This window comes from Streptomyces sp. NPDC032822 (assembly GCF_055578825.1).
Genome location: NZ_JBVIOL010000018.1, coordinates 121,420 through 143,846 on the forward strand (window position 1 = coordinate 121,420; position 22,427 = coordinate 143,846).

19 protein-coding genes are annotated in these 22,427 nt (G+C 71.2%); 10 read left to right on the top strand and 9 right to left on the bottom strand.

The genetic code is table 11. From position 1 onward, the window contains the following. Nucleotides 1-42: 42 nt before the first annotated feature. The 3 genes from ACZ5VD_RS36120 to ACZ5VD_RS36130 are packed head-to-tail and all read right to left on the bottom strand — an operon-like array spanning nt 43 to nt 3,301. Nucleotides 43-834 (bottom strand): type II secretion system F family protein, encoded by a 792-nt coding sequence (locus ACZ5VD_RS36120; protein ID WP_468684731.1) that lies wholly within the window; start codon nt 832-834, stop codon nt 43-45. After that, nucleotides 831-1,997, bottom strand: coding sequence for a type II secretion system F family protein (locus tag ACZ5VD_RS36125; RefSeq protein WP_468684733.1), 1,167 nt, complete (start codon nt 1,995-1,997; stop codon nt 831-833). Before ACZ5VD_RS36125 ends, ACZ5VD_RS36120 begins: the two co-directional genes overlap by 4 nt. Beyond that, entirely contained in the window at nt 1,994-3,301 is a 1,308-nt protein-coding gene (locus tag ACZ5VD_RS36130; protein ID WP_468684734.1) for a TadA family conjugal transfer-associated ATPase, read from the bottom strand. The genes ACZ5VD_RS36125 and ACZ5VD_RS36130 overlap by 4 nt, the downstream gene beginning before the upstream one ends. Here ACZ5VD_RS36130 and ACZ5VD_RS36135 point away from each other — a divergent pair. Next, nucleotides 3,258-3,491 (top strand): hypothetical protein, encoded by a 234-nt coding sequence (locus ACZ5VD_RS36135; RefSeq protein WP_468684746.1) that lies wholly within the window; start codon nt 3,258-3,260, stop codon nt 3,489-3,491. The two genes, ACZ5VD_RS36130 and ACZ5VD_RS36135, sit on opposite strands and share 44 nt — an antisense overlap. 61 nt (nt 3,492-3,552) lie before the next feature. On the opposite strand, the gene ssd is transcribed toward ACZ5VD_RS36135, so the two are convergent. Then, the gene (ssd, locus tag ACZ5VD_RS36140; protein ID WP_468684735.1) at nt 3,553-4,665 is read right to left on the bottom strand and encodes a septum site-determining protein Ssd; all 1,113 of its coding nucleotides are present in this window, start codon (nt 4,663-4,665) and stop codon (nt 3,553-3,555) included. Between the two features lie 561 nt (nt 4,666-5,226). Between ssd and ACZ5VD_RS36145 the strand changes: the two genes are divergently transcribed. Then, nucleotides 5,227-6,060, top strand: coding sequence for an HAD family hydrolase (locus ACZ5VD_RS36145; protein ID WP_468552992.1), 834 nt, complete (start codon nt 5,227-5,229; stop codon nt 6,058-6,060). 370 nt (nt 6,061-6,430) lie between these two features. Here ACZ5VD_RS36145 and ACZ5VD_RS36150 read toward each other — a convergent pair whose 3' ends face one another. Then, on the bottom strand, nt 6,431-7,255 hold the full coding sequence (locus ACZ5VD_RS36150) for a Fic family protein (protein ID WP_468552991.1): 825 nt from the start codon (nt 7,253-7,255) through the stop codon (nt 6,431-6,433). Nucleotides 7,256-7,356: 101 nt separating this feature from the next. Between ACZ5VD_RS36150 and ACZ5VD_RS36155 the strand changes: the two genes are divergently transcribed. Then, nucleotides 7,357-8,337, top strand: coding sequence for an ATP-binding protein (locus ACZ5VD_RS36155; protein ID WP_468552990.1), 981 nt, complete (start codon nt 7,357-7,359; stop codon nt 8,335-8,337). Between the two features lie 72 nt (nt 8,338-8,409). Here the strand turns inward: ACZ5VD_RS36155 and ACZ5VD_RS36160 are convergent, their stop codons facing one another. Further along, nucleotides 8,410-9,687: a polysaccharide deacetylase family protein gene (locus tag ACZ5VD_RS36160; protein ID WP_468684736.1), complete on the bottom strand. Its 1,278-nt coding sequence runs from the start codon at nt 9,685-9,687 to the stop codon at nt 8,410-8,412. Nucleotides 9,688-10,000: 313 nt separating this feature from the next. Between ACZ5VD_RS36160 and ACZ5VD_RS36165 the strand changes: the two genes are divergently transcribed. From ACZ5VD_RS36165 to ACZ5VD_RS36190, 6 genes are all read left to right on the top strand, one after another. Further along, nucleotides 10,001-12,424 carry a bifunctional SulP family inorganic anion transporter/carbonic anhydrase gene (locus ACZ5VD_RS36165; RefSeq protein ID WP_468684738.1) on the top strand — a complete coding sequence of 808 codons (2,424 nt, stop codon included), beginning with the start codon at nt 10,001-10,003 and terminating at the stop codon, nt 12,422-12,424. 332 nt (nt 12,425-12,756) lie between these two features. Further along, entirely contained in the window at nt 12,757-14,715 is a 1,959-nt protein-coding gene (acs, locus tag ACZ5VD_RS36170) for an acetate--CoA ligase (protein ID WP_468552987.1), read from the top strand. A 187-nt stretch (nt 14,716-14,902) separates the two neighbouring features. Then, a complete protein-coding gene (gene nhaA / locus ACZ5VD_RS36175) occupies nt 14,903-16,354 on the top strand; it encodes a Na+/H+ antiporter NhaA (protein ID WP_468552986.1) in 1,452 nt (483 codons plus the stop codon). 135 nt (nt 16,355-16,489) lie between these two features. Next, nucleotides 16,490-16,981 carry a phage holin family protein gene (locus ACZ5VD_RS36180; RefSeq protein ID WP_468552985.1) on the top strand — a complete coding sequence of 164 codons (492 nt, stop codon included), beginning with the start codon at nt 16,490-16,492 and terminating at the stop codon, nt 16,979-16,981. Then, entirely contained in the window at nt 16,978-17,916 is a 939-nt protein-coding gene (locus ACZ5VD_RS36185; RefSeq protein ID WP_468552984.1) for an alpha/beta fold hydrolase, read from the top strand. Before ACZ5VD_RS36180 ends, ACZ5VD_RS36185 begins: the two co-directional genes overlap by 4 nt. Nucleotides 17,917-18,087: 171 nt before the next feature. Further along, the gene (locus ACZ5VD_RS36190; protein ID WP_468684739.1) at nt 18,088-18,270 is read left to right on the top strand and encodes a hypothetical protein; all 183 of its coding nucleotides are present in this window, start codon (nt 18,088-18,090) and stop codon (nt 18,268-18,270) included. Nucleotides 18,271-18,363: 93 nt separating this feature from the next. Here ACZ5VD_RS36190 and ACZ5VD_RS36195 read toward each other — a convergent pair whose 3' ends face one another. The 3 genes from ACZ5VD_RS36195 to nth all read right to left on the bottom strand — a co-directional run bounded on the left by ACZ5VD_RS36195 (nt 18,364) and on the right by nth (nt 21,328). Further along, complete coding sequence (locus ACZ5VD_RS36195; protein WP_468552982.1) at nt 18,364-19,563, bottom strand: MarP family serine protease; 1,200 nt, start codon at nt 19,561-19,563, stop codon at nt 18,364-18,366. Nucleotides 19,564-19,653: 90 nt separating this feature from the next. After that, on the bottom strand, nt 19,654-20,370 hold the full coding sequence (locus ACZ5VD_RS36200; protein ID WP_468552981.1) for an NUDIX hydrolase: 717 nt from the start codon (nt 20,368-20,370) through the stop codon (nt 19,654-19,656). 88 nt (nt 20,371-20,458) lie between these two features. Next, nucleotides 20,459-21,328, bottom strand: coding sequence for an endonuclease III (nth, locus tag ACZ5VD_RS36205; protein WP_468684740.1), 870 nt, complete (start codon nt 21,326-21,328; stop codon nt 20,459-20,461). A gap of 275 nt (nt 21,329-21,603) precedes the next feature. On the opposite strand from nth, the gene ACZ5VD_RS36210 reads away from it, so the two are divergent. Beyond that, nucleotides 21,604-22,278, top strand: coding sequence for a Crp/Fnr family transcriptional regulator (locus tag ACZ5VD_RS36210; protein WP_030043265.1), 675 nt, complete (start codon nt 21,604-21,606; stop codon nt 22,276-22,278). Nucleotides 22,279-22,427 lie beyond the last annotated feature (149 nt).

The window sequence follows — 22,427 nt, forward strand, 5'->3', positions numbered from 1 at the left end:
CTACCTGCCGTCGCTCGCGCCTCCCCTCATCCCCTCATCCATTCACCCACCACCCCCGCCCCCACCCAGCGCTCCGCCCGCCAGCCCGATCACCACGGGCAGTACGCCGACCGCGATGAAGGCGGGCAGGAAGCACAGCCCCACCGGCGCGGCGACCAGGACGGCCGCTCTGCGGGCCCGTGCCGTCGCCTCGCGCGTCCAGTCGGCGCGGGCGTCCGCGGCGAGCCGGGCGACCGGACCGGCCGCGGGGAGCCCGGAGACGCCGGCCCGTTCCAGCAGTCTCGCCAGGGGTCCGGCGCCCGGGGTCGAGGCGAGCCGTCTCCATGCCTCGCCCGGTTCGCCACCGAGCCGTACCTCCGCCGCGCCCCGGACCAGCCCCTCGCCGACCGGACCGCCAAGGGCTTCGCCCACCGCCTGTGCCGCGATCACCGGACCGGCACCCGCCGCGATACAGGCCGCCAAGAGGTCGGCGGCGAGGGGAAGTTGCCGCGCGGCCTCACCGGCGTCGTACTCCGCCTGGGCCCCGGCGGACGCCTGCCGAAGCCGCCACCGCCACAGCCCGGCCGCGGCGACCAGCCCCACCACCGCCCCGGCGACCCCACCCACCAGAAGCCACCCGGCACACGCCACGCCCCCCATCGGCAGCCACCGCCGGGCGACGTCCCGCACGTCGACGCGCGGCCCCGTGGACGTCTCCGTCGCCGCCACCAGTCCGGCCAGCCGCCGCCGTACCCTCCGCTCCCGCCGTACCGACTCCAGCCACCGCACGAGCCACCCGAGGGCGAGCACCACACCCACCGCGATCCCCACCCTGTGGACAACTTCCACGTTCACGCCGCCTCCTCCGCTCCACTCACGATCCGCATGGCCCACCACATGCCGAGCCCCTCCAACAGGCCGCCCGCCAACAGGCAGCCGAGTCCCGCCCCGGTGTGCAGCAGTACGTGCAGTGGGTCCGCGCCGAGGGCAGCGCCAAGGGCGAGGCCCAGCACGGGCAGCCCCGCGAGCATCACCGCCGTCGACCGGGCTCCGGCCAACTGCGCCCGCAGATCAGCTCGTTGATCCCGCTCGGCGCGCAAGGCCCCTTCGAGCCGCTCAAGCCCGGCCGCCAGTCCGGCGCCCTGGTCCACCGCGACCCGCCAACACGCCGCAAGCCCCAACAGGCCCTCGGCACCCGGCTGCCGCGCGGCAACAGCGAGCGCGGCCGGAACATCCCCGCCGAACCGGGCCGCCGCCAACACCGCGGCCCGAGCCTCACCGAGCCCACCGGCACCCCGAGCCGCTCCCTGCGGGCCCCTGAGCCCACCGAAGCCCCGCATCACGGCCTGGGAGCTCCCGAGCCCTCCGAAGCGCCGCATCGCCGCCTGCGCATGGCCGATCCCTCCGGAGTCCCGCGCCCCTGCCGACGCGTCACCGGGCCCACCGACATATCGAGCCCCGGCCTTCCCGACCCCCGTCCCTGAACCGATCCCGAGACCGGGCCCGCCGCCCCGCGCCAAGCGCTCCCCGCCCTCCGGCCCTACGACCTCCCGCGCCAAGCCCCTTCCGTCATCGAGCCCGCCGGCCTCCCGCACCGCCAGCAGCAGCGCCTCCCCCGGCTGCCGCCCGGCCCGCAGTTCCCCCGCGAGAGCCGCGCACAGGGCGATCACCGCGTCCCCCCGGCGCTCCCGAGCGCGCCGCGCCTCCCCGATCAGCCGAACCCGCCGCAGTACCGGCACCCCGGCCGCCCCCGCGACGACCGGCAGCACGGAGGAACCCAGCACCGCCAGCACCAGCCCGACGGCCAGCGCCCACCACTCGGCACGCAGCCGCCCCCGGATCAGCCGTATCTCCGCGCCCAGTTGCCGCCACCCAGGTGGCCCGGCCCCCACCACTCCACCGCCCGCGAGCAGCAACTGCGCACGCCGCGTACCAGGGTTCCGCCCACTGAGCAGCCAGACGGCAGCCCCCGCGCACACCGCCGCCGCGCCCATCCACATCTGCCCCACACCGCTCACCACCGCGCCCCCACCTCCACCCCTGACTCGACCCACTCCTCAGCCCGCCCGACGGCCCCGAAGCACCCTTCGCACTCGCCACTCGCGCCCCTCTCCGCACACAAGCCGCTCCCTCCGCACGCCCCCCGAATCAGCCCTCGCAACCGCTCCCATCCCTCCTCGTACGCGAACCCCGCCATGCCCCACCGCAGCGCCGGCACCGTCCGCACCAGCCCCGAGGGGTCCCGCTCCAGCACATGCACCTCGGCGATCCGCCGTCGCCCGGCCCGGTCGCGCACGAGGTGCAGGACGACCGAGAGCGCCGCCGCCAACTGACTGTGCAGGGCGGCCCGGTCGAGCCCCGCCGCCGTACCCAGCGCCTCCAGTCGGGCAGGCACATCGGCCGCCGCGTTCGCGTGGACGGTCCCGCACCCGCCTTCGTGACCGGTGTTCAAAGCCGCCAGCAAGTGCACTACTTCAGGCCCTCGCACCTCGCCGACGACCAACCGGTCCGGCCGCATCCGCAGCGCCTGGCGAACCAGGTCCTGGAGTGTGACGAGGCCCGCGCCCTCCTGGTTGGCGGGTCTGCTCTCCAGCCGTACGACGTGCGGATGGTCCGGCCTCAACTCCGCGGAGTCCTCGGCGAGCACGATCCGCTCGTCCGGTCCGACGAGCCCCAACAGGGCACTGAGCAACGTCGTCTTGCCCGTCCCCGTGCCGCCGCTGATGAGGAAGGACAGCCGCGCCCGCAGCAGGGCCCGCAACACCCGGTCCCCCCTCGGCGGTACCGTGCCGGCCGCCACGAGTTCGTCGAGCGTGAAGGCACGTGGTCGCACGACCCGCAGGGACAGGCAGGTACAGCCGACCGCGACCGGGGGCAGCACCGCGTGCAACCGGGTCCCGTCGGGCAGCCGGGCGTCGACCCAGGGCCGCGCGTCGTCGAGCCGGCGTCCGGCCACCGCGGCCAGTCGCTGCGCGAGCCGTCGTACCGCGGACGCGTCCGGGAAGGCGACGGTGGTCAGTTCCAGGCCACCGCCCCGGTCCACCCAGACCCGGTCGGGAGCCGACACCAGGACGTCGGTCACCGACGGGTCGGCGAGCAGGGGTTCCAGAGGACCGCTGCCGACCAGCTCCGACCGCAACTGCTCGGCGGCGCCGAGGACTTCCGCGTCCCCGAGCACCCGTCCCTGTTGCCGCAGCGCCTGTGCCACGCGCGCGGGTGTCGGCTCGGCCCCGCTCTCGACGAGCCACTGCCGCACCCCGTCGAGCAGCCCTGGTGACGTGTCCGCACCGCTCACCGAGGCAGCCGCCGCGCCACCCGACACCGACCACTCGGACGCCCCCCACCGAGAAGCCGGACTCCCCGAAAACCGCCCCTCGGAACCGGACCCGTCGCCCGACCCGCGCTCGATGACCCCGCTCACCGAACCCCCGCCCGGCCCGCGCACCACCCCACTCTCCGAACCGCCGCCCGATCCCCGCACCACCACCCCGCTCGCCGAACCCCCGCCCTGACCCGAACCGACACCCGGACCGACCCCTGGCCCCACACCTCGCTCAAGCCCGAAGAACGCGCTCACGCCGCACCCGTCTCAGCCAACGCCCGCTCCCAGAACTCCTTGGAGAACCGCGCCAGCGGCCCCCGCGCGGTCGCGCCGGGCGGCGTCCTGCTCCCGTGGGGGCGCAGCAGCGCGGGCTCCACGGGCACCTCGCCGGCCAGGGGCAATCCGAGGAGCCGGGCCACCTCACGGTCGTCGAGTCCTGGTGTGTACGGTCCGCGGACGGCGACCCTCAGGTCCCGCAGGACCATGCCGACGGCGGAGGCCACCCGGCCCGCCGCGGCCACGGCACGCAGCTCCGCGGGGACCACGAGGAGCCCCACGTCGAGTTGGGCGAGTACCTCGGCGACCCCGTCGTCGATGCGGCGCGGCAGGTCGACGACGACCGTGCCGCCCCGGCGCCGGGCCGCGGCGAGCACCGCCCGCACGGCCTGGGGCGGGACGGCGACGCAGTCGCCGCGGTCCCAGCTCAGCACCCGCAGCGAGTGCAGCCGCGGCAGCGATTCCTCCAGGGCGCCGCCGCCGACCCGACCGCGGGAGGCGGCGAACGCGGGCCAGCGCAGGCCTTCGGCGCTCTCGCCGCCGAGGAGTACGTCAAGTCCGCCGCCCAGCGGATCGGCGTCCACGAGGAGCGTGCGCAGTCCCTCGCGCGCGGAGGTGACGGCGAGGGCGCAGGCCAGCGTGGACGCTCCCGCCCCGCCCCGGCCGCCGATGACGCCGACGGTGAGTGCGGGCCGGCCGATGCCCTCGGCCACGTCGGCGATCCGGTCGACGAGCCACTGTTCGCCGTCGGGCAGCATCAGGACGTGGTCGGCGCCGATCTCGACGGCCCGCTGCCAGACTCCGGAGTCGTCCTGGTCGCGGCCGACCAGCACCACTCCGCGCCGGCGCGCGGCCCCGCGGACCCGCCGTGCGGCGTCGTCGCCGACCAGGACGAGCGGAGCGGCCTCCCAACTGCCCCGGTTCTCCGGCACCCCGTGGTGGACCTCGGGTGTGGCGCCTGCCGCCGCGCACAGGCGGAGCAGGTCGTCGAGGAGTCCGGCGTCCTCGGTGACGATCAACGGCTTGCCCTGCCGCCCTCCGGCGGCGGGCGGTGGATCGTGTGTGACGGCTGCAGCCACGGTGTCCATCCCCCTTCCGCGGAGCCACCACGGCCCCGCGATTCCCAGTCGTGTGAAGAACCGGCGACCGGCCTCCATATGAACGGCCGATACGAACCGGCCAAACCCGCCCGACTAACCGGAACCAGCCATGAACTCGCTGCGAGCCGGGGGCGTGGGAATCACGGTGCAGGGATCTCGGAAATCGTGTGGATCTTGGTCGATAACTGTGGACAACCCGGCGGCTGTGAATATCGCCGTCACCCATACCGGTGACCCCTGTACCACCCGCTGTGCGAGTTCCGCAGAGCAGCCCAGCGACTACACACAGTGACGGGTCATGGGCATGAAAAAAGGCGGCCTCAGCCGCCTCGCCACGGCCCTCGGCCGTGCACACAAGAAGAAAACACACCCGGACATGCGACGACCCCCGCCGGGGGGGAGAGCGGGGGTCGCCTTCACGGCCGACTCGGGGGGGGAGGAGCCGGACCGCGTTAGCACGGTCGCGAACGATCCGTGACTTCCATGGTGTACCCGACAGCCCTCTCAGGCAAACCCACGCGCCGACCTTACGCCGAATGGGCTGCGCCTATGCTCAGGGTTGTGGAAAACCACTCCCTGCCCCGCACAGCGGCCTTCTTTGACCTGGACAAGACGGTCATTGCGAAGTCGAGCACGCTCACCTTCGGCAAGTCCTTCTACCAAGGCGGCCTGATCAACCGCAGGGCCGCCTTGCGTACCGCATATGCCCAGTTCGTCTTCCTCGTCGGCGGCATGGACCACGACCAGATGGAGCGCACCCGCGAGTACCTGTCCGCGCTCGTGCGCGGCTGGAACGTCCAGCAGGTCAAGGAGATCGTCGCCGAGACGCTCCACGAGCTCATCGACCCGATCATCTACGACGAGGCCGCCTCCCTCATCGAGGAGCACCACACCGCCGGCCGCGATGTCGTCATCGTGTCCACCTCGGGCGCCGAGGTGGTCGAACCGATCGGCGAGATGCTCGGCGCGGACCGCGTGGTGGCGACCCGCATGATCGTGGGCGACGACGGCTGCTTCACCGGAGAGGTGGAGTACTACGCGTACGGCCCGACCAAGGCCGAGGCGATCAAGGACCTGGCCGAGTCCGAGGGATACGACCTCTCGCGCTGCTATGCGTACAGCGACTCGGCGACCGATCTGCCGATGCTGATGTCCGTCGGCCATCCCCATGCGGTGAATCCGGATCGCACCCTGCGCCGCGAGGCCCTCGCGCGCGGGTGGCCGATTCTCGATTTCCACCGGCCGGTCCGCCTCAAGCAGCGGCTTCCCGCCTTCTCCGTGCCACCCCGTCCGGCGCTCGTCGCGGTCGCGGCGATAGGCGCCGCGGCGGCCACGGCGGGCCTGGTCTGGTACGCGAGCCGACGCCGGGCGACAACGGCCTGACCTGCCCCTTTGACACCTCTCGCGGGCAGGTGCGGAAGACCGTCGCGCACTTGGTCCACATTTGAACCTAAAAGTAAAGAAGTGCAGCCGGGGCTTCCGCTTCCTCCGGTCCAGGAGTACAAAGGGGTTAACGGCCCGCGAGACCAAGGACATCCGAAAGGATCACCTTAATAACGCATATTGGCCCCACGGACCGAGCATGAACATCGGGCACCCACGCGACGTCGACCCGTCGATTACGGGCCAGCCGCACCAGGGACGGGCAGAGTTCCCGACCTGATGGGCATCATTCGAGGACGCTTGGTAACCCGGTGAACATGTCGGCGGCGGTACGAATCCTCGTACCGCCGCAACCCTTTGCCGGGGGCTCCTACGCGGCTCCGCGCTGCAGCGCCTCGCACACCGCCGTCGACTCGCGCGCCCCCAGCTCGACAGCCCGGCCGCAGTGAGTGATCCAGGCGGCCATACCCTCCGGAGTCCCGGAGACATAGCCGTCCAGCGCCGCCAGGTAGGCCGCACGGCCCAGTTCGGCGTGGCCGACCTCGGCGGGACAGACCGACTTCGGATCCAGGCCGCTGCCCACCAGGACGACACGTTCGGCCGCGCGCGCGACCAGTCCGTTGTGGGAGGTGAAGGGGCGCAGGGCGAGAAGTTCGCCGTGCACGACGGCGGCCGTGACCAGCGCCGGGGCGGAACCGCCCGCGATGATCAGTTCGGAGAGTCCTTCCAGGCGGCCGGAGACCTCCGCCGCGCTCGGCGGCGGCAGTTCGACGAGCGGCTCGTCGACCGGTTCGCCCGCCCGACGCGGACGCCCGACCTCGTCGTCGGTGGTCGCGGACGCGACCAGGTGCAGCCTGGCCAGCACCCGCAGCGGCGACTGCCGCCAGATGGACAGCAGTTGCCCCGCCTCCGCGGTCAACCGCAGGGCGCCGCCCATGACGCGTGACTCGTCGTCACCGCTGAAGTCGGTGCGTCGGCGCACCTCCTCCAGGGCCCAGTCCGCGCCGGACAGTGCCCCCGAGCCGCGTGCGCCGCGCAGAGCTGCCTCTGAGGTGACCGCGTTGCTGCGGCGCCGCATGACCCGGTGCCCGTAGACCCGGTCCACGGCCTTGCGCACGGACTCCACGGACTCGGCCACGCCGGGCAGCGTGCCCAGGGTCGCCAGCGGATCGGCGGTCGCGCCTGTCGTACTCATAAGGACGACCCTACGCAGCCGGTGCACACACCCCACGAAGGAGTGGTCTTCTTCACGCACTCCTGCCACATACAGCTATCACCCGACTACGCTTGGTGAACATGAAAATTGCTTTCGTCGGAAAGGGCGGCAGCGGCAAGACCACCCTGTCCTCCCTGTTCATCCGCCACCTCGCCGCGGCCGGGGCGCCGGTCGTCGCCGTGGACGCCGACATCAACCAGCACTTGGGGCCGGCCCTCGGCCTGGAGGAGGCGGAGGCCGCCGCGCTGCCCGCGCTGGGCGAGCGGCTGCCGCTGATCAAGGACTATCTGCGCGGCTCCAACCCGCGTATCGCCTCCGCCGAGACGATGATCAAGACGACCCCGCCCGGCGAGGGCTCGCGGCTGCTGCGGGTGCGCGAGGACAACCCGGTGTACGACGCCTGCGCCCGGCCGGTGGAACTCGACGGCGGTGCGGTCCGTTTGATGGTCACGGGCCCCTTCACGGACGCCGACCTGGGGGTCGCCTGCTACCACTCCAAGACGGGAGCGGTGGAGCTGTGCCTGAACCACCTCGCCGACGGCCCCGACGAGTACGTCGTGGTGGACATGACGGCAGGCTCGGACTCCTTCGCCTCGGGCATGTTCACCCGCTTCGACATCACGTTCCTCGTCGCCGAGCCCACCCGCAAGGGGGTCTCCGTCTACCGCCAGTACAAGGAGTACGCCCGCGACTTCGGCATCACCCTGAAGGTCGTCGGCAACAAGGTGCAGGGGCAGGACGACCTCGACTTCCTCCGCGCCGAGGTCGGGGACGACCTGCTCGTGACGGTGGGGCACTCGGACTGGGTGCGTGCGCTGGAGAAGGGCCGGCCGCCCCGGTTCGCGCTCCTGGAGGACACCAACCGCCGCGCCCTGGGCGCCTTGCGGTCGGCCGCCGACGCGACGTACGAGCGGCGCGACTGGGAGCGCTACACCCGCCAGACGGTGCACTTCCACCTGAAGAACGCCCAGTCCTGGGGCAACGAGCGCACCGGGGTCGACCTGGCGACCCAGGTCGACCCCTCCTTCGTGCTCGGCGAGAGTGTCGCGGCAACCGCCTGAGGGTTGCCGCGACAACCGCGGCCACGACTGCCACCACCGCAGCCCCCACCACAGCAGCGACCACCGCTTCAGCTACGGCTGCTTGGCCGCCGGCGCCCCGGGAACGCCCTTCGGAGCCGGGGCCGGGCGGCCCGACAGGAAGGACGTCCAGCTCTGCTTCGGGGCCTGGCCGACCCCGAGGGAGCGCAGCTTCTCAAGGGTCGTCGGGTCCTGGGCGTCCAGCCAGTCGGCGAGCTGCCGGAAGGACACGCAGCGCACGTCGTACTTGTTGCAGACCCGCTCGATGACCTCCTCGACGGCCCGCATGTAGGTGCCGCCGTTCCAGGACTCGAAGTGGTTGCCGATGATCAGGGGCGCGCGGTTGCCGTCGTAGGCCCGGTCGAAGCCCTTGAGGAGGCCGTCGCGCATCTGGTCGCCCCAGAAGTCGTACTTGGCGGGGTCGCCCTGGGTCGCGGTGCCCGACTGGTTGACCATGAAGTTGTAGTCCATCGTCAGCTGCTCGTAGGAGTGCCCGGGGAACGGCACGAGCTGCATCGACAGGTCCCACAGGCCCTGCTTCTTCTTCGGCCAGAGCTGGTCGTTGACACCGCTGGTGTCGTAACGGAAGCCCAGTTCGCGGGCGGCCGTCATGAAGTTCTTCTGGCCCTCCAGGCACGGCGTGCGGGCGCCGATGAGTTCCTTGTCGTAGTCGAAGGGCAGGGAAGAGGCCTTCTTCATCCCGGTGTTGGTCTTCCAGGACTTCACGAAGTGCTTCGCCTGGGCGATCTCCTCCTTCCAGTCCGCCACCGACCACTCGCCGACCCCGCCGCCGCTGCCGCAGAAGTGGCCGTTGAAGTGGGTGCCGACCTCGTTGCCCTCCAGCCACGCCATGCGCAGCTGCTTCACGGTCTCGGCGATGCCCTCGTCGTCGTTGAAACCGATGTCGGAGCGGCCCGGGGAGTGCTGCGGCGGCCGGTACAGGTCACGCTTGTCCTCGGGCAGCATGTACACGCCGCTGAGGAAGTACGTCATCGTCGTGTTGTTCGCCTTGGCGACCTTGCGGAAGTGGGAGAACAGCTTCTGGCCGTCCTCGCCCGCGCCGTCCCAGGAGAACACCACGAACTGCGGGGGCTTCTGGCCCGGCTTGAGGCGTTCGGGCCGGGGCAGGTGGGGCTGGGCTCCGGTGTACGAGGTGGAGCCGTCGCCGATCAGGCGGACCACGTTCTTGGGCGGCGCCTGGGCCGGCTTCGCCTTCTGCGGCCCCGACGCTCCCCCCTTCGTACCGTCGCTGCCGATCGCGCAACCGGCGAGGGACGCGGCGCAGACCGCGGCGACCACGGCGCCCGCGGCGATCCTCTGGGTGGCGGCCATGTTCCGCCCACCTTCTTCCTTCTCTCGGCCTACGCCGGTGAGGGCGTGTTTCGGGCGTCAAGGTCGCATGGGACCGAGAAGGAATTAGTACGACAAGCCGATCAAATTGCCACTTCACCTCTCTGGGGGACTTATTAGCCCATTTGCCACGAAAGTCTATGCTCGCCCTTTACTCTGCATTACGATCCATTTACCGAGCGTTGATTCATCCCGCCGCTGCACGCCGTGACCCACGGCCGCCGACCAGACCCCCCGCCATCGACGGGGGACCACCAGATCCGCGACCGCGCTGCCCCGGAGGAGACGGGAAACCATGTCAGCCTGCGTCCCCACCCGCACCGCCGACTCGACTCGGCAGGAGCACATCCACCCGCCCCACAGCCCGCCACCGACCCCGCCCCGCCGCTTCGGCATCGCGGGCGCCGACGTGTCGGCCTCGATCGCGGTCTTCCTGATCGCGCTGCCCCTGTCCCTGGGCATCGCCCTGGCCACCGGCGCACCCCTCCAGGCCGGCCTCGTCGCCGCCGCCGTCGGAGGCATCGTCGCCGGATGGCTCGGCGGCGCCCCGCTCCAGGTCAGCGGCCCCGCCGCCGGCCTCACCGTCGTCACCGCCGACCTCATCCAGCGCTACGGATGGCGGACGACCTGCGCCATCACCGTCATGGCGGGCCTCACCCAACTCGCCCTCGGCTGTCTGCGCGTGGCCCGCGGCGCCCTCGCCGTCAGCCCCGCGATCGTGCACGGCATGCTCGCCGGAATCGGCGTCACCATCGCCGTCGCCCAGCTGCACATCGTCCTCGGCGGCACCCCGCAGAGCTCCGTCCTCGACAACCTGCGTGCCCTGCCCGCCCAGTTGGCGGGCCTGCATCCGGCCGCCGTGTCGGTGAGCGTGCTGACCCTGACCCTGCTGCTGCTCTGGCCGCGGATCCCCGGCCGGATCGGCGGCCTGCTGCGCAAGATCCCGGCCGCGCTCGTCGCCGTCGCCGGGGCCACCGCAGCCGCCTCCCTCGCCGGGCTGACCCTGCCCAAGGTCGACCTGCCGTCCTGGCGCAGCCACGCCCTGGCCGGACTCCCCGAGGGGCCGGTGCTGGGCCTGGTGGCCGCCGTGCTCACCACCACGCTGGTGTGCAGCGTGCAGTCGCTGCTCGGCGCGGTCGCCGTGGACAAGCTGGTGGCCGGCCGCCCCGGCCTGCCCGCCCGGGTCGGACGCTCCGCGCTGGACCGCGAACTGCTCGGCCAGGGCGCCGCCAACATCGTCGCCGGTTCGCTCGGTGGACTGCCCGTCGCGGGCGTCGCCGTGCGCAGTTCGGCGAATGTCCAGGCCGGTGCCGTCAGCCGGAACTCCACGATGTTGCACGGCGTTCTCGTAGTAGTCGCCGCACTGCTGATGGTCCCGATCCTCGAGTTCATCCCGCTCGCCGCACTCGCCGCCCTGGTGATGGCCGTCGGCATCCAGATGGTGTCCCTGCACCACATCCGCACGGTGACGCGCCACCGAGAAGTGCTGGTATACGCCGTCACCACCCTCGGCGTGGTCTTCCTCGGCGTGCTGGAAGGCGTCATGCTCGGCATCGCCGTGGCCGTCGCCGTCGCCCTTCACCGCCTCACCCGCACCCGCATCACGCACGAAGACCGGAGAGGAGTCCACTACGTACACGTAAGAGGCCAGTTGACGTTCCTCGCGGTGCCCCGGCTCAGCCGCGCCCTGCATCTCGTGCCCCAAGGCGCCCACGCCGTCGTGGAGTTGGACGGATCGTTCATGGACCACGCGGCGTACGAGTCACTGCAGGACTGGCAGAAGTCCCACACCTCGCGGGGCGGCTCCGCCGAACTCACCGGCCGCCGCGCCGGAGTCCGGATCGGCGAACCCGGAAGCACCGGTGAACTCCACGCCGAGGACGGACAGGCCGAGCCGGTGTCCGGCGGCGCCGACTGCCGTTGCCACCCCTGGACGCCCTGGCGCAACCACCAGTGCGACCGCCCGCGCTCCGGACCGCCCCGGGACGAACGTACGGGCAGACCCGGCGTGGCCGGTGGACCCGGTGCGGACAGCGGTCATGACGGGCACGACAGACATGAACTGGCCCGTGGAATCAGCGCCTTCCAGCGCCACACCGCACCACATGTGCGGGGTGAGCTGGCCCGGCTGGCGCGCGAGGGCCAGCAGCCGTCTCAGCTCTTCCTCACCTGCGCCGACTCCCGCCTCGTCACCTCGATGATCACCTCCAGTGGTCCGGGCGACCTCTTCGTGGTGCGCAACGTGGGCAACCTCGTTCCGCCGCCCGGGCAGGAGAGCGGGGACGACTCGGTGGCGGCCGCGATCGAGTACGCGGTGGACGTGCTGAAGGTGCGCTCCATCACGGTGTGCGGGCACTCCGGATGCGGGGCCATGCAGGCACTGCTCAACTCCGAGCCCGGAGGCACCCAGACGCCGCTCAAGCGGTGGCTGCGGCACGGGCTGCCGAGCCTGGAGCGGATGGGTGACGACAGCAAGCCGTGGGCGAGGCTGGCCGGGCGGGTACCCGCCGACGCGGTCGAGCAGCTCTGCCTGACCAACGTGGTCCAGCAGTTGGAGCACCTGTACGCGCACGACTCGGTGAGCAGGGCCCTGCGGGAGGGTGCGCTGGAGCTGCACGGGATGTACTTCCACGTGGGCGAGGCGCAGGCGTATCTGCTCACCGGGGCGAGCGGGGACGAGGTGTTCGACCACGTGCGGGCGGCGGATATGCCGGCTTGACACCGCGATGCCGGCATCTCCGGCGGGCGGGCACAGAGCGGCCCGCCCGCACCACCCCTCTCCACAACGCGCGCCTCCCCGTCTCCTCCCTCCTCCGGCCCCCCGCCTCCCGGTCTTCTCGGCGCTCCGCCTCTGCTCGGGCGGGAGTGTGAAAGGCGTTACAGGGACTGAACTCCGCCTGGTCGGCGTCCGTGGGTACGGATGACCCGGGCTGCCCGAAACGGGCGCCCACAGGTCTAAACCAATTTTCCGTCGGCCCTTGTCACCGGGCCCCCGGGTCTGATGAGCTGTGGCCTGGGACACAGCGGACAACCCTGAGAACGGGAGATGTCGTGAGCAACGAAAGCCTGGCCAACCTGCTTCGTGAGGAGCGCAGGTTCGCACCCCCCGCGGACCTGGCGGCGCACGCCAATGTCACCGCGGAGGCGTATGAACAGGCCAAGGCTGACAGGCTCGGCTTCTGGGCCGAGCAGGCCCGCCGACTGGCCTGGACCACCGAGCCGACCGAGACGCTGGACTGGTCGAACCCGCCGTTCGCCAAGTGGTTCAAGGACGGCGAACTCAACGTGGCGTACAACTGCGTGGACCGGCATGTGGAGGCCGGGAACGGCGACCGGGTCGCCATCCACTTCGAGGGCGAGCCCGGCGACAGCCGCGCGATCACCTACGCCGAACTCAAGGACGAGGTCTCCAAGGCCGCGAACGCCCTGCTGGAGCTGGGAGTTCAGAAGGGCGACCGGGTCGCCGTCTACATGCCGATGATCCCCGAGACCGCGGTCGCGATGCTCGCGTGCGCCCGGATCGGCGCCGCGCACTCCGTGGTCTTCGGCGGTTTCTCGGCGGACGCGCTCGCGACCCGGATCCAGGACGCCGACGCCAAGGTCGTCATCACCTCGGACGGTGGCTACCGTCGCGGCAAGCCGTCCGCGCTGAAGCCGGCCGTGGACGACGCGGTCGAGAAGGCGGGCACCGTCGAGCACGTCCTGGTGGTCCGCCGTACCGGCCAGGAGGTCGCCTGGAACGACGCCCACGACGTGTGGTGGCACGAGATCGTCGAGCGGCAGTCCGCCGAGCACGCGCCGGAGGCGTTCAACGCCGAGCAGCCGCTGTTCATCCTGTACACGTCCGGTACGACGGGGAAGCCGAAGGGCATCCTGCACACCTCGGGCGGCTACCTCACCCAGGCCGCGTACACCCACCACGCCGTCTTCGACCTCAAGCCGGAGACCGACGTCTACTGGTGCACCGCCGACGTCGGCTGGGTCACCGGGCACTCGTACATCGTCTACGGCCCGCTCGCCAACGGCGCCACCCAGGTCATGTACGAGGGCACCCCGGACACTCCGCACCAGGGCCGCTTCTGGGAGATCGTGCAGAAGTACGGGGTGACCATCCTGTACACGGCGCCCACGGCCATCCGAACGTTCATGAAGTGGGGCGACGACATCCCCGCGAAGTTCGACCTGTCCTCCCTCCGCGTCCTCGGCTCGGTGGGCGAGCCCATCAACCCCGAGGCGTGGATCTGGTACCGCAAGCACATCGGTTCCGACCGGACACCGATCGTGGACACCTGGTGGCAGACCGAGACCGGCGCGATGATGATCTCCCCGCTGCCGGGCGTCACCCAGACCAAGCCCGGCTCCGCGCAGACCCCGCTGCCCGGCATCTCCGCCACGGTCGTCGACGACGAGGCGAACGAGGTCCCGAACGGCGGTGGCGGCTATCTCGTCCTCACCGAGCCGTGGCCGTCGATGCTGCGCACCATCTGGGGCGACGACCAGCGCTTCCTCGACACGTACTGGTCCCGCTTCGAGGGCAAGTACTTCGCCGGCGACGGTGCGAAGAAGGACGACGACGGGGACATCTGGCTGCTGGGCCGGGTGGACGACGTGATGCTCGTGTCGGGCCACAACATCTCCACCACCGAGGTCGAGTCCGCGCTCGTCTCCCACCCCTCGGTCGCCGAGGCGGCCGTGGTGGGCGCCGCGGACGAGACGACGGGCCAGGCGATCGTCGCCTTCGTGATCCTGCGCGGCACGGCGAACGCCGAGGACGAGAACCTCGTCGCCGACCTGCGCAACCACGTCGGCACCGCCCTCGGCCCGATCGCCAAGCCCCAGCGGATCCTGCCGGTGGCCGAACTGCCGAAGACCCGCTCCGGCAAGATCATGCGCCGGCTGCTGCGGGACGTCGCCGAGAACCGCCAGCTCGGTGACGTGACGACCCTGACGGACTCGACCGTCATGGACCTCATCCAGGCGAAGCTGCCGGCGGCTCCCAGCGACGACTGACCGCGGCGGGCTGGACGGAGTACGACCACGGGGTATCCGGCGTCAACAGCGCCGGGTGCCCCGTTCGCCCTTAACGTGAGGATTACCGGACTCCGACTCGCGTACCTTGGGTGGACCAATCGAACAGGGGCGCCGGGAAGTCTGGTCGGCACGTACCCAGTGCTGCCCACCCACCGGAGGTCTCCCCGTGACCGCGCCCCGCCCCACCGCCGCCCGCAAGGTTCTCGGACGTCTGTCCCTGCCCGAGCGGACCTTCGTCGCGGACGCGCTGCGCACCGAGACCGTCGGCGGTGTCCTGCTGCTCATCGCCGCGGTCACCGCGCTGGTCTGGGCGAACGTCCCCGCCCTGGGCGACAGCTACCGGAGCGTCAGCCACTTCCACCTCGGCCCCGAGGCCCTCGGCCTCGATCTGTCGGTCGCGCACTGGGCCGCCGACGGGCTCCTCGCCGTCTTCTTCTTCGTCGCCGGCATCGAACTCAAGCGCGAACTCGTCGCCGGTGACCTCAAGGACCCGAAGGCGGCCGCGCTTCCCGTGGTCGCCGCGCTGTGCGGCATGGCCGTACCGGCACTCGTCTACACCCTCACCAACGTCACCGGCGGCGGCTCGCTCGACGGCTGGGCCGTGCCCACCGCCACCGACATCGCCTTCGCCCTCGCCGTGCTCGCGGTGATCGGCACCTCGCTGCCGAGCGCCCTGCGCGCCTTCCTGCTGACGCTCGCCGTGGTCGACGACCTCTTCGCGATCCTGATCATCGCGGTCTTCTTCACCTCCGACATCGACTTCGTCGCGCTCGGCGGCGCCGCCGTCGGCCTCGCCGTCTTCTGGCTGCTGCTGCGGAAGGGCGTACGCGGCTGGTACGTGTACGTCCCGCTCGCGCTCGTCGTCTGGGCGCTGATGTACAACAGCGGTGTCCACGCCACCATCGCGGGCGTCGCGATGGGCCTGATGCTGCGCTGCACGACCCGCGAGGGCGAGAAGCGCTCCCCCGGCGAGCACATCGAGCATCTTGTGCGTCCGCTCTCGGCGGGGCTGGCCGTGCCGCTGTTCGCGCTGTTCAGCGCCGGTGTCTCGGTCTCCGGGGGTGCGCTCGGCGATGTGTTCACCCAGCCGGAGACGCTCGGTGTGGTCCTCGGGCTGGTCGTCGGCAAGGTGGTCGGCATCTTCGGCGGGACCTGGCTGGCGGCCCGCTTCACCCGGGCCTCGCTCAGCGACGACCTGGAGTGGGCCGACGTCTTCGCGGTGGCCACCCTGGCCGGCATCGGGTTCACCGTGTCGCTGCTCATCGGCGAGCTGGCCTTCGACGGCGACGCGGCGCTGACCGACGAGGTCAAGGCCGCCGTACTGACGGGCTCGCTGATCGCGGCGCTGCTGGCGACCGTGCTGCTGAAGATGCGGAACGCGAAGTACCGCCGGCTGTGGGAGGCCGAGGAGCGCGACGACGACCTGTCCGGCGTCCCGGACATCTACGAGGAGGACGACCCGGCACACCACCTTCGGATGGCCGAGATCTACGACCGCAAGGCCGCCGAACACCGCAGGATCGCCGCGCTGAAGACCGCCGAGTCGGCCGACTCCGCGCGACGCGGGCTTGCCGAAGTGGCGGGCGGGGCAGGCGAGGAGAACGACCGTCCGGCATGATCTGACGGGACGGTACAAAAGGACCGTTCCCGTCAGCGGCCCCGGCGGGGATTCCCGTCGGCTACCCGGCACAGGTTCCGGTCCGATACACAGCACACACTCCAGTCAGCGACACAGCAGAAAAGGGAGAACGCGATGAGCGCACCCGACGGCAGCCCGGTCGGCGCCGAACGCAGCATCGGCCAGCTCTTCGCCTCGGCGACCACCGAGATGTCGGCGCTGGTGCACGACGAGATCGCGCTGGCGAAGGCCCAGCTGAAGCGGGACGTGAAGCGCGGCGCGACCAGTGGCGGCGCGTTCACGGTGGCCGCGGCGGTCCTGGTCTTCTCGCTGCCGATGCTGAACTTCGCGCTGGCGTACGGCATCCGCACCTGGAGCGACTGGAACCTCGCGATCTGCTTCCTGCTGTCCTTCGCGACGAACGTGCTCCTCGCGGTCGTCCTCGCCCTGATCGGCGTCGTCTTCGCCAAGAAGGCGAAGAAGGGCAAGGGTCCGCAGAAGGTCGCCGCCTCGATGAAGGAGACGGCAGGCGTCCTGCAGAACGCCAAGCCGCACCCGCGTCCGGCCCTGGAGGACTCTCTCCCGGACGCCAGGGCCGTCGAGGCTGTGGCACGCTCGTCCTCATGACGGATCCCGCCACACCCTCGGCGCAGCCCGCCTCGGTCGTACGACCGGACGGCCCCTGGACACACCGGGAGGTCGCCGCCAACGGCGCGCGCTTCCACATCGCGGAGATGGGCGACGGGCCACTGGTGCTGCTGCTGCACGGCTTTCCACAGTTCTGGTGGACCTGGCGGCACCAACTGCCCGCGCTCGCCGACGCGGGGTTCCGGGCCGTCGCCATGGACCTGCGCGGCGTCGGCGGCAGCGACCGCACCCCGCGCGGCTACGATCCGGCCAACCTCGCCCTCGACATCACGGGCGTGATCCGCTCCCTGGGCGAGCCGGACGCGGCGCTGGTCGGTCACGATCTGGGCGGCTATCTGGCGTGGACGGCGGCCGCGATGCGCCCGAAGCTGGTCCGGCGGCTCGCGGTCGTCTCCATGCCGCACCCCCGGCGCTGGCGCTCGGCGATGCTCGCGGACGTCAAGCAGACGACCGCGGGCTCCTACATCTGGGGGTTCCAGCGGCCGTGGCTCCCGGAGCGGCAGCTCACCGCCGACGACGGCGCGCTCGTCGCCCGTCTGGTCCGCGACTGGTCCGGCCCGCGGCTGCCGGACGACGACGCGGTGGAGACGTACCGCCGCGCGATCTGCATCCCCTCGACCGCGCACTGCGCGATCGAGCCGTACCGCTGGATGGTGCGGTCGATGGCGCGTCCCGACGGCATCCAGTTCAACCGGCGGATGAAGCGGCCGGTGCGGGTACCGACCCTCCACCTGCACGGCTCGCTCGACCCGGTGATGCGCACCCGGAGTGCGGCCGGCTCCGGCGAGTACGTCGAAGCGCCGTACCGCTGGCGGCTGTTCGACGGTCTGGGCCACTTCCCGCACGAGGAGGACCCGGTGGCGTTCTCGTCGGAACTGATCAACTGGCTGAAGGATCCCGAGCCCGATCGATGACCGATCGATGCCCCTTCAATGATCCATTGATGACCGTTCGGTGACCGATCGGATGCGCCCGGTATCCGGATCTGAACACGCGTCCTACGAACACCGACTTGCCCGGCGCATAGGCCAATTGGGAGCCCTGGGGGTGGTTATCGACCTTGGGGCAGGGGCAGACGTCGGGGTATGGGCTGGACGCACGACTACAGTGACGCAGCACGCAATCGACGCTCGGGCGGCAGCCTGGGCTCCCCCGAACGAGGCGGTGCACCGCAACTGGCGGGCACGGACCTGAGGGTGGGCATTCCGCGCATTCTGCGCCGCCGAGCCCGCTGGGTCTCGGTACGTCTGCGCCATCCGCGAGGCTGACGCAGCCGCTCTTCTTCTCACCACCTTCTGCACCCTCTGTCCCCGGGCCCAAAGCCGTTCCGCACACCGCACGCGGACCGCTGAACCCGGGGCTCAGAGCGCGCAGCTGTCGCTGTCGACCTGCTGGTTCGCGCTGCGCCCCTTGGTGATGTCCTCGCGGATCTCGTCCGCGGTGAGCGCGTACCCGGTCTCGGCGTCGTCGCGGGACTTCGCGAAGACCACGCCGTACACCTTCCCTTCGGGGGTGAGCAGCGGGCCGCCCGAGTTGCCGGGGCGGACGGTCGCGAACAGCGAGTAGACGTCACGGCGCACGGTGCCGCGGTGGTAGATGTCCGGGCCACTGGCCGTGAGGCGCCCGCGCACGCGCGCGGCGCGCACGTCGTACGCCCCGTTCTCCGGGAAGCCGGCGACGATCGCGCCGCCGCCGTCGGCCGCGTCCTTCGTCGTGAACTTCAGGACGGGCGCGTCCAGATCGGGTACGTCGAGTACGGCGATGTCGCGCGCCCAGTCGTAGAGGACGACCGTCGCGTCGTACTTCTCGCCCTCGCCGCCGATCTGGACGGTCGGTTCGTCCACGCCACCGACGACATGGGCGTTGGTCATGACCCGGCGCTCGCCGAAGACGAAGCCGGTGCCCTCAAGGACCTTGCCGCAACTCTGGGCGGTGCCCATGACCTTGACGATGGATCGCTGGGCCCTGGTCGCCACGGCACTGTCGGCGAGAGCCGGGTCGGGCGGCTGGACGTCCTTGATCCGCTCGGTGGAGAACGGGCTGAAGACCTGCGGGAAGCCGTTGTTCGCGAGGACGGAGGTGAAGTCCTTGAACCAGGTGTCGGCCTGGGCGGGCAGCACCTCCTGGACGCCCAGCAGCAGCTTGGAGTTACGGACCTCCTTGCCCACCGTCAGCATCGTGGTCTGGGCGAGGGCCGCCCCGATCAGCCAGGCGACCAGGAGCATCGCGACGACGTTGACGAGCGCCCCGCCGGTCGCGTCCAGGGCGCGGGCCGGGGACCAGGTGATGTACCGGCGCAGCTTGTTGCCGAGGTGGGTGGTCAGGGCCTGGCCGACGGAGGCGCAGACGATGACGACGACCACGGCGATGACCGCGGCGGTCGTACTGACCTCCGCGTTGTCGGTCAGCGCGTCCCAGACGACGGGCAGGAGCGAGACGGCCACCAGACCACCGCCGAGGAAGCCGATCACCGACAGGATGCCGACGACGAAGCCCTGCCGATAACCGACGATCGCGAACCACACGGCGGCGACCAGCAACAAGATGTCCAACACGTTCACCGGGTCAGGCCTCGCCTTATCACTTCGCGGTCACCTCAGGTCGCCGGGGTCGGGGGTGGCCCCGGAGGGCACAACACGGACCTCACCCTGTCATGCGCGCCAGTCGAGAGGCACTTGCTTCTCCCGGTCCCAGGGCCGCTCCCAGCCCGCGAAGTGCAGCAACCGGTCGATGATTCCGGCCGTGAAGCCCCACACCAGGGCGGATTCGACCAGAAATGCCGGTCCTCGGTGGCCGCTGGGGTGAACGGTGGTGACCCGGTTGCCGGGGTCCGTGAGATCCGCCACGGGCACGGTGAAGACCCGCGCCGTCTCGTTCGGATCCACCACATCCACCGGGCTCGGCTCCCGCCACCAGCCGAGAACCGGCGTCACGACGAAGCCGCTGACCGGGATGTACAGCTTGGGCAGCGCGCCGAAGAGCTGGACGCCGGCCGGGTCGAGCCCGGTCTCCTCCTCGGCCTCGCGCAGAGCGGCCCGGAGCGGCCCGTCGCCCTTCGGGTCGCCGTCCTCAGGATCGAGCGCGCCGCCGGGGAAGGAGGGCTGGCCGGCATGGGAGCGCAGCGAGGTCGCCCGCTCCATGAGCAACAGCTCGGGACCACGCCCGCCGCCACCCGCACCCCCACCACCGTCTCCGAAGAGGACCAGGACGGCGGACTGCCGCCCGGCGCCGTCCGCCGGCGGCAGGAAGCGGCTGAGCTGCAGCGGCTCGACGGTCTCCACCGCGTGCACCACCGGATCCAGCCAGGCCGGCAGCCCTTCCTTGCTGAGCGTCACCGAACCGCCCTGCGTGTTGCTCGCGCGCGTCATCGCCACCCCCGTCGTCCTGCTGGATCCAACGCCCGGCGGCCCCGAGATCGTTCCTGGGAACGTACCCACAGGCGCGCCCGCGGGTGGGTCATCCCGCCCCCAGCGGCGGCGCGGGCTTCCCGCCCGCGTCCAGGTAGGACTGCGGAGGGTTCAGGCGCTGGCCCGGGAACCCGCCCTTCTCGTACTTCAGGAGCTTCTTCGCCTTCTCCGGGTCCGTCTCGCCCTCGCCGTACGCCGGGCAGAGCGGGGCGATGGGGCAGGCTCCGCAGGCGGGCTTGCGGGCGTGGCAGATCCGGCGGCCGTGGAAGATCACGTGGTGCGAGAGCATCGTCCAGTCGCTCTTGGGGAAGAGCGCGCCGACGGCGGCCTCGATCTTGTCCGGCTCGGTCGCCTCGGTCCACCGCCAGCGCCGCACCAGCCGCTGGAAGTGGGTGTCCACGGTGATGCCGGGCCTCCCGAAGGCGTTGCCGAGGACCACGAAGGCGGTCTTGCGGCCGACGCCGGGCAGCTTGACGAGATCTTCGAGCCGCCCGGGCACCTCGCCGCCGAACTGCTCCGCCAGGGCCTTCGAAAGCCCTATGACCGACTTGGTCTTGGCCCGGAAGAACCCGGTCGGGCGCAGGATCTCCTCGACCTCCTCCGGGTCGGCCGCGGCCAGGTCCTCGGGGGTCGGGTACTTGGCGAAGAGGGCGGGCGTCGTCTGGTTCACCCTGAGGTCGGTGGTCTGGGCGGACAGGACCGTGGCGACGACGAGCTGGAAGGGGTTCTCGAAGTCGAGCTCGGGATGGGCGTACGGGTAGATCTCCGCGAGTTCGCGGTTGATACGACGGGCTCGGCGGACCAGGGCGGTTCGCGACTCGCTCTTCTTCGCAGGACTGGCCGGAACCACTGCTCTCACCGCAACTTTCCCTGTCGCTTTTGCCGTTTTCTTCCCACTCGTGGAGTCCTGTTCGCCCACAGCGGAATCTCGACGCGTAACCACCCGCCCAGCCCCCTTGGCCTGTGCTCTCACCGGCGATTTGGACACCCGGCCAGCCTAGAGCCCGGCACTGACATCCGCCCCGGACCCTGAAGATCAGCCCCCAATTGGACCCCTGCCGCTTACCCCGGGACACCTGTGCGGCATCCTTGTGACAGATCACACTGTTTGGACCGTCCGGCAAAATGGGGAACACGGTCCCCTGGTAAGCAGGGGAGCAAGATCCCCTGAGCAGGTCGACAAGGAGAGAACTCGTGGACGACGTTCTGCGGCGCAACCCGCTCTTCGCGGCGCTCGATGACGAGCAGTCCGCGGAGCTCCGCGCCTCCATGAGTGAGGTGACCCTCGCGCGTGGCGACTCCCTGTTCCACGAGGGCGACCCGGGCGACCGGCTCTATGTCGTCACCGAGGGCAAGGTGAAGCTCCACCGCACCTCGCCCGACGGCCGGGAGAACATGCTGGCCGTCGTCGGCCCCGGCGAACTCATCGGCGAACTGTCCCTCTTCGACCCGGGCCCGCGCACGGCCACCGCCACCGCGCTCACCGAGGTCAAGCTGCTCGGCCTCGGCCACGGCGACCTCCAGCCCTGGCTGAACGTCCGCCCCGAGGTGGCCACCGCGCTCCTGCGCGCCGTCGCCCGCCGACTGCGCCGCACCAACGACGCGATGTCCGACCTGGTGTTCTCGGACGTCCCCGGCCGGGTGGCCCGCGCGCTGCTCGACCTCTCCCGCCGCTTCGGCGTGCAGTCCGAGGAAGGCATCCACGTCGTCCACGACCTCACGCAGGAGGAGCTGGCCCAACTGGTCGGCGCGTCCCGCGAGACCGTGAACAAGGCGCTGGCCGACTTCGCCGGCCGCGGCTGGCTGCGCCTGGAGGCGCGGGCCGTGATCCTGCTGGACGTGGAACGACTCGCGAAGCGCTCACGCTGACACCGGTCTCAGCCGCCCCACTCGCACGGACGTGGGGCCGTCTCCCCCGGGGAGGGCCCCCGCCCGTGCGTGGGGGGTCTCCGGGATCGTAGAAAACTCAATGGGGGAAGAACCGGACACGGTTCTAGGGTCCCTAGTTAGGGTCTGGG

Excerpts from the sequence above, each read along its gene's own strand:
- ACZ5VD_RS36190 (WP_468684739.1), top strand. The coding sequence starts at position 18,088 with ATGGGCTGGACGCACGACTACAGTGACGCAGCACGCAATCGACGCTCG.
- ACZ5VD_RS36160 (WP_468684736.1), bottom strand. The coding sequence starts at position 9,687 with ATGGCCGCCACCCAGAGGATCGCCGCGGGCGCCGTGGTCGCCGCGGTC.
- ACZ5VD_RS36180 (WP_468552985.1), top strand. The coding sequence starts at position 16,490 with ATGAGCGCACCCGACGGCAGCCCGGTCGGCGCCGAACGCAGCATCGGC.
- ACZ5VD_RS36150 (WP_468552991.1), bottom strand. The coding sequence starts at position 7,255 with ATGAGTACGACAGGCGCGACCGCCGATCCGCTGGCGACCCTGGGCACG.
- ssd (WP_468684735.1), bottom strand. The coding sequence starts at position 4,665 with ATGGACACCGTGGCTGCAGCCGTCACACACGATCCACCGCCCGCCGCC.
- ACZ5VD_RS36155 (WP_468552990.1), top strand. The coding sequence starts at position 7,357 with ATGAAAATTGCTTTCGTCGGAAAGGGCGGCAGCGGCAAGACCACCCTG.
- ACZ5VD_RS36200 (WP_468552981.1), bottom strand. The coding sequence starts at position 20,370 with ATGACGCGCGCGAGCAACACGCAGGGCGGTTCGGTGACGCTCAGCAAG.
- ACZ5VD_RS36185 (WP_468552984.1), top strand. The coding sequence starts at position 16,978 with ATGACGGATCCCGCCACACCCTCGGCGCAGCCCGCCTCGGTCGTACGA.
- ACZ5VD_RS36145 (WP_468552992.1), top strand. The coding sequence starts at position 5,227 with ATGCTCAGGGTTGTGGAAAACCACTCCCTGCCCCGCACAGCGGCCTTC.
- ACZ5VD_RS36165 (WP_468684738.1), top strand. The coding sequence starts at position 10,001 with ATGTCAGCCTGCGTCCCCACCCGCACCGCCGACTCGACTCGGCAGGAG.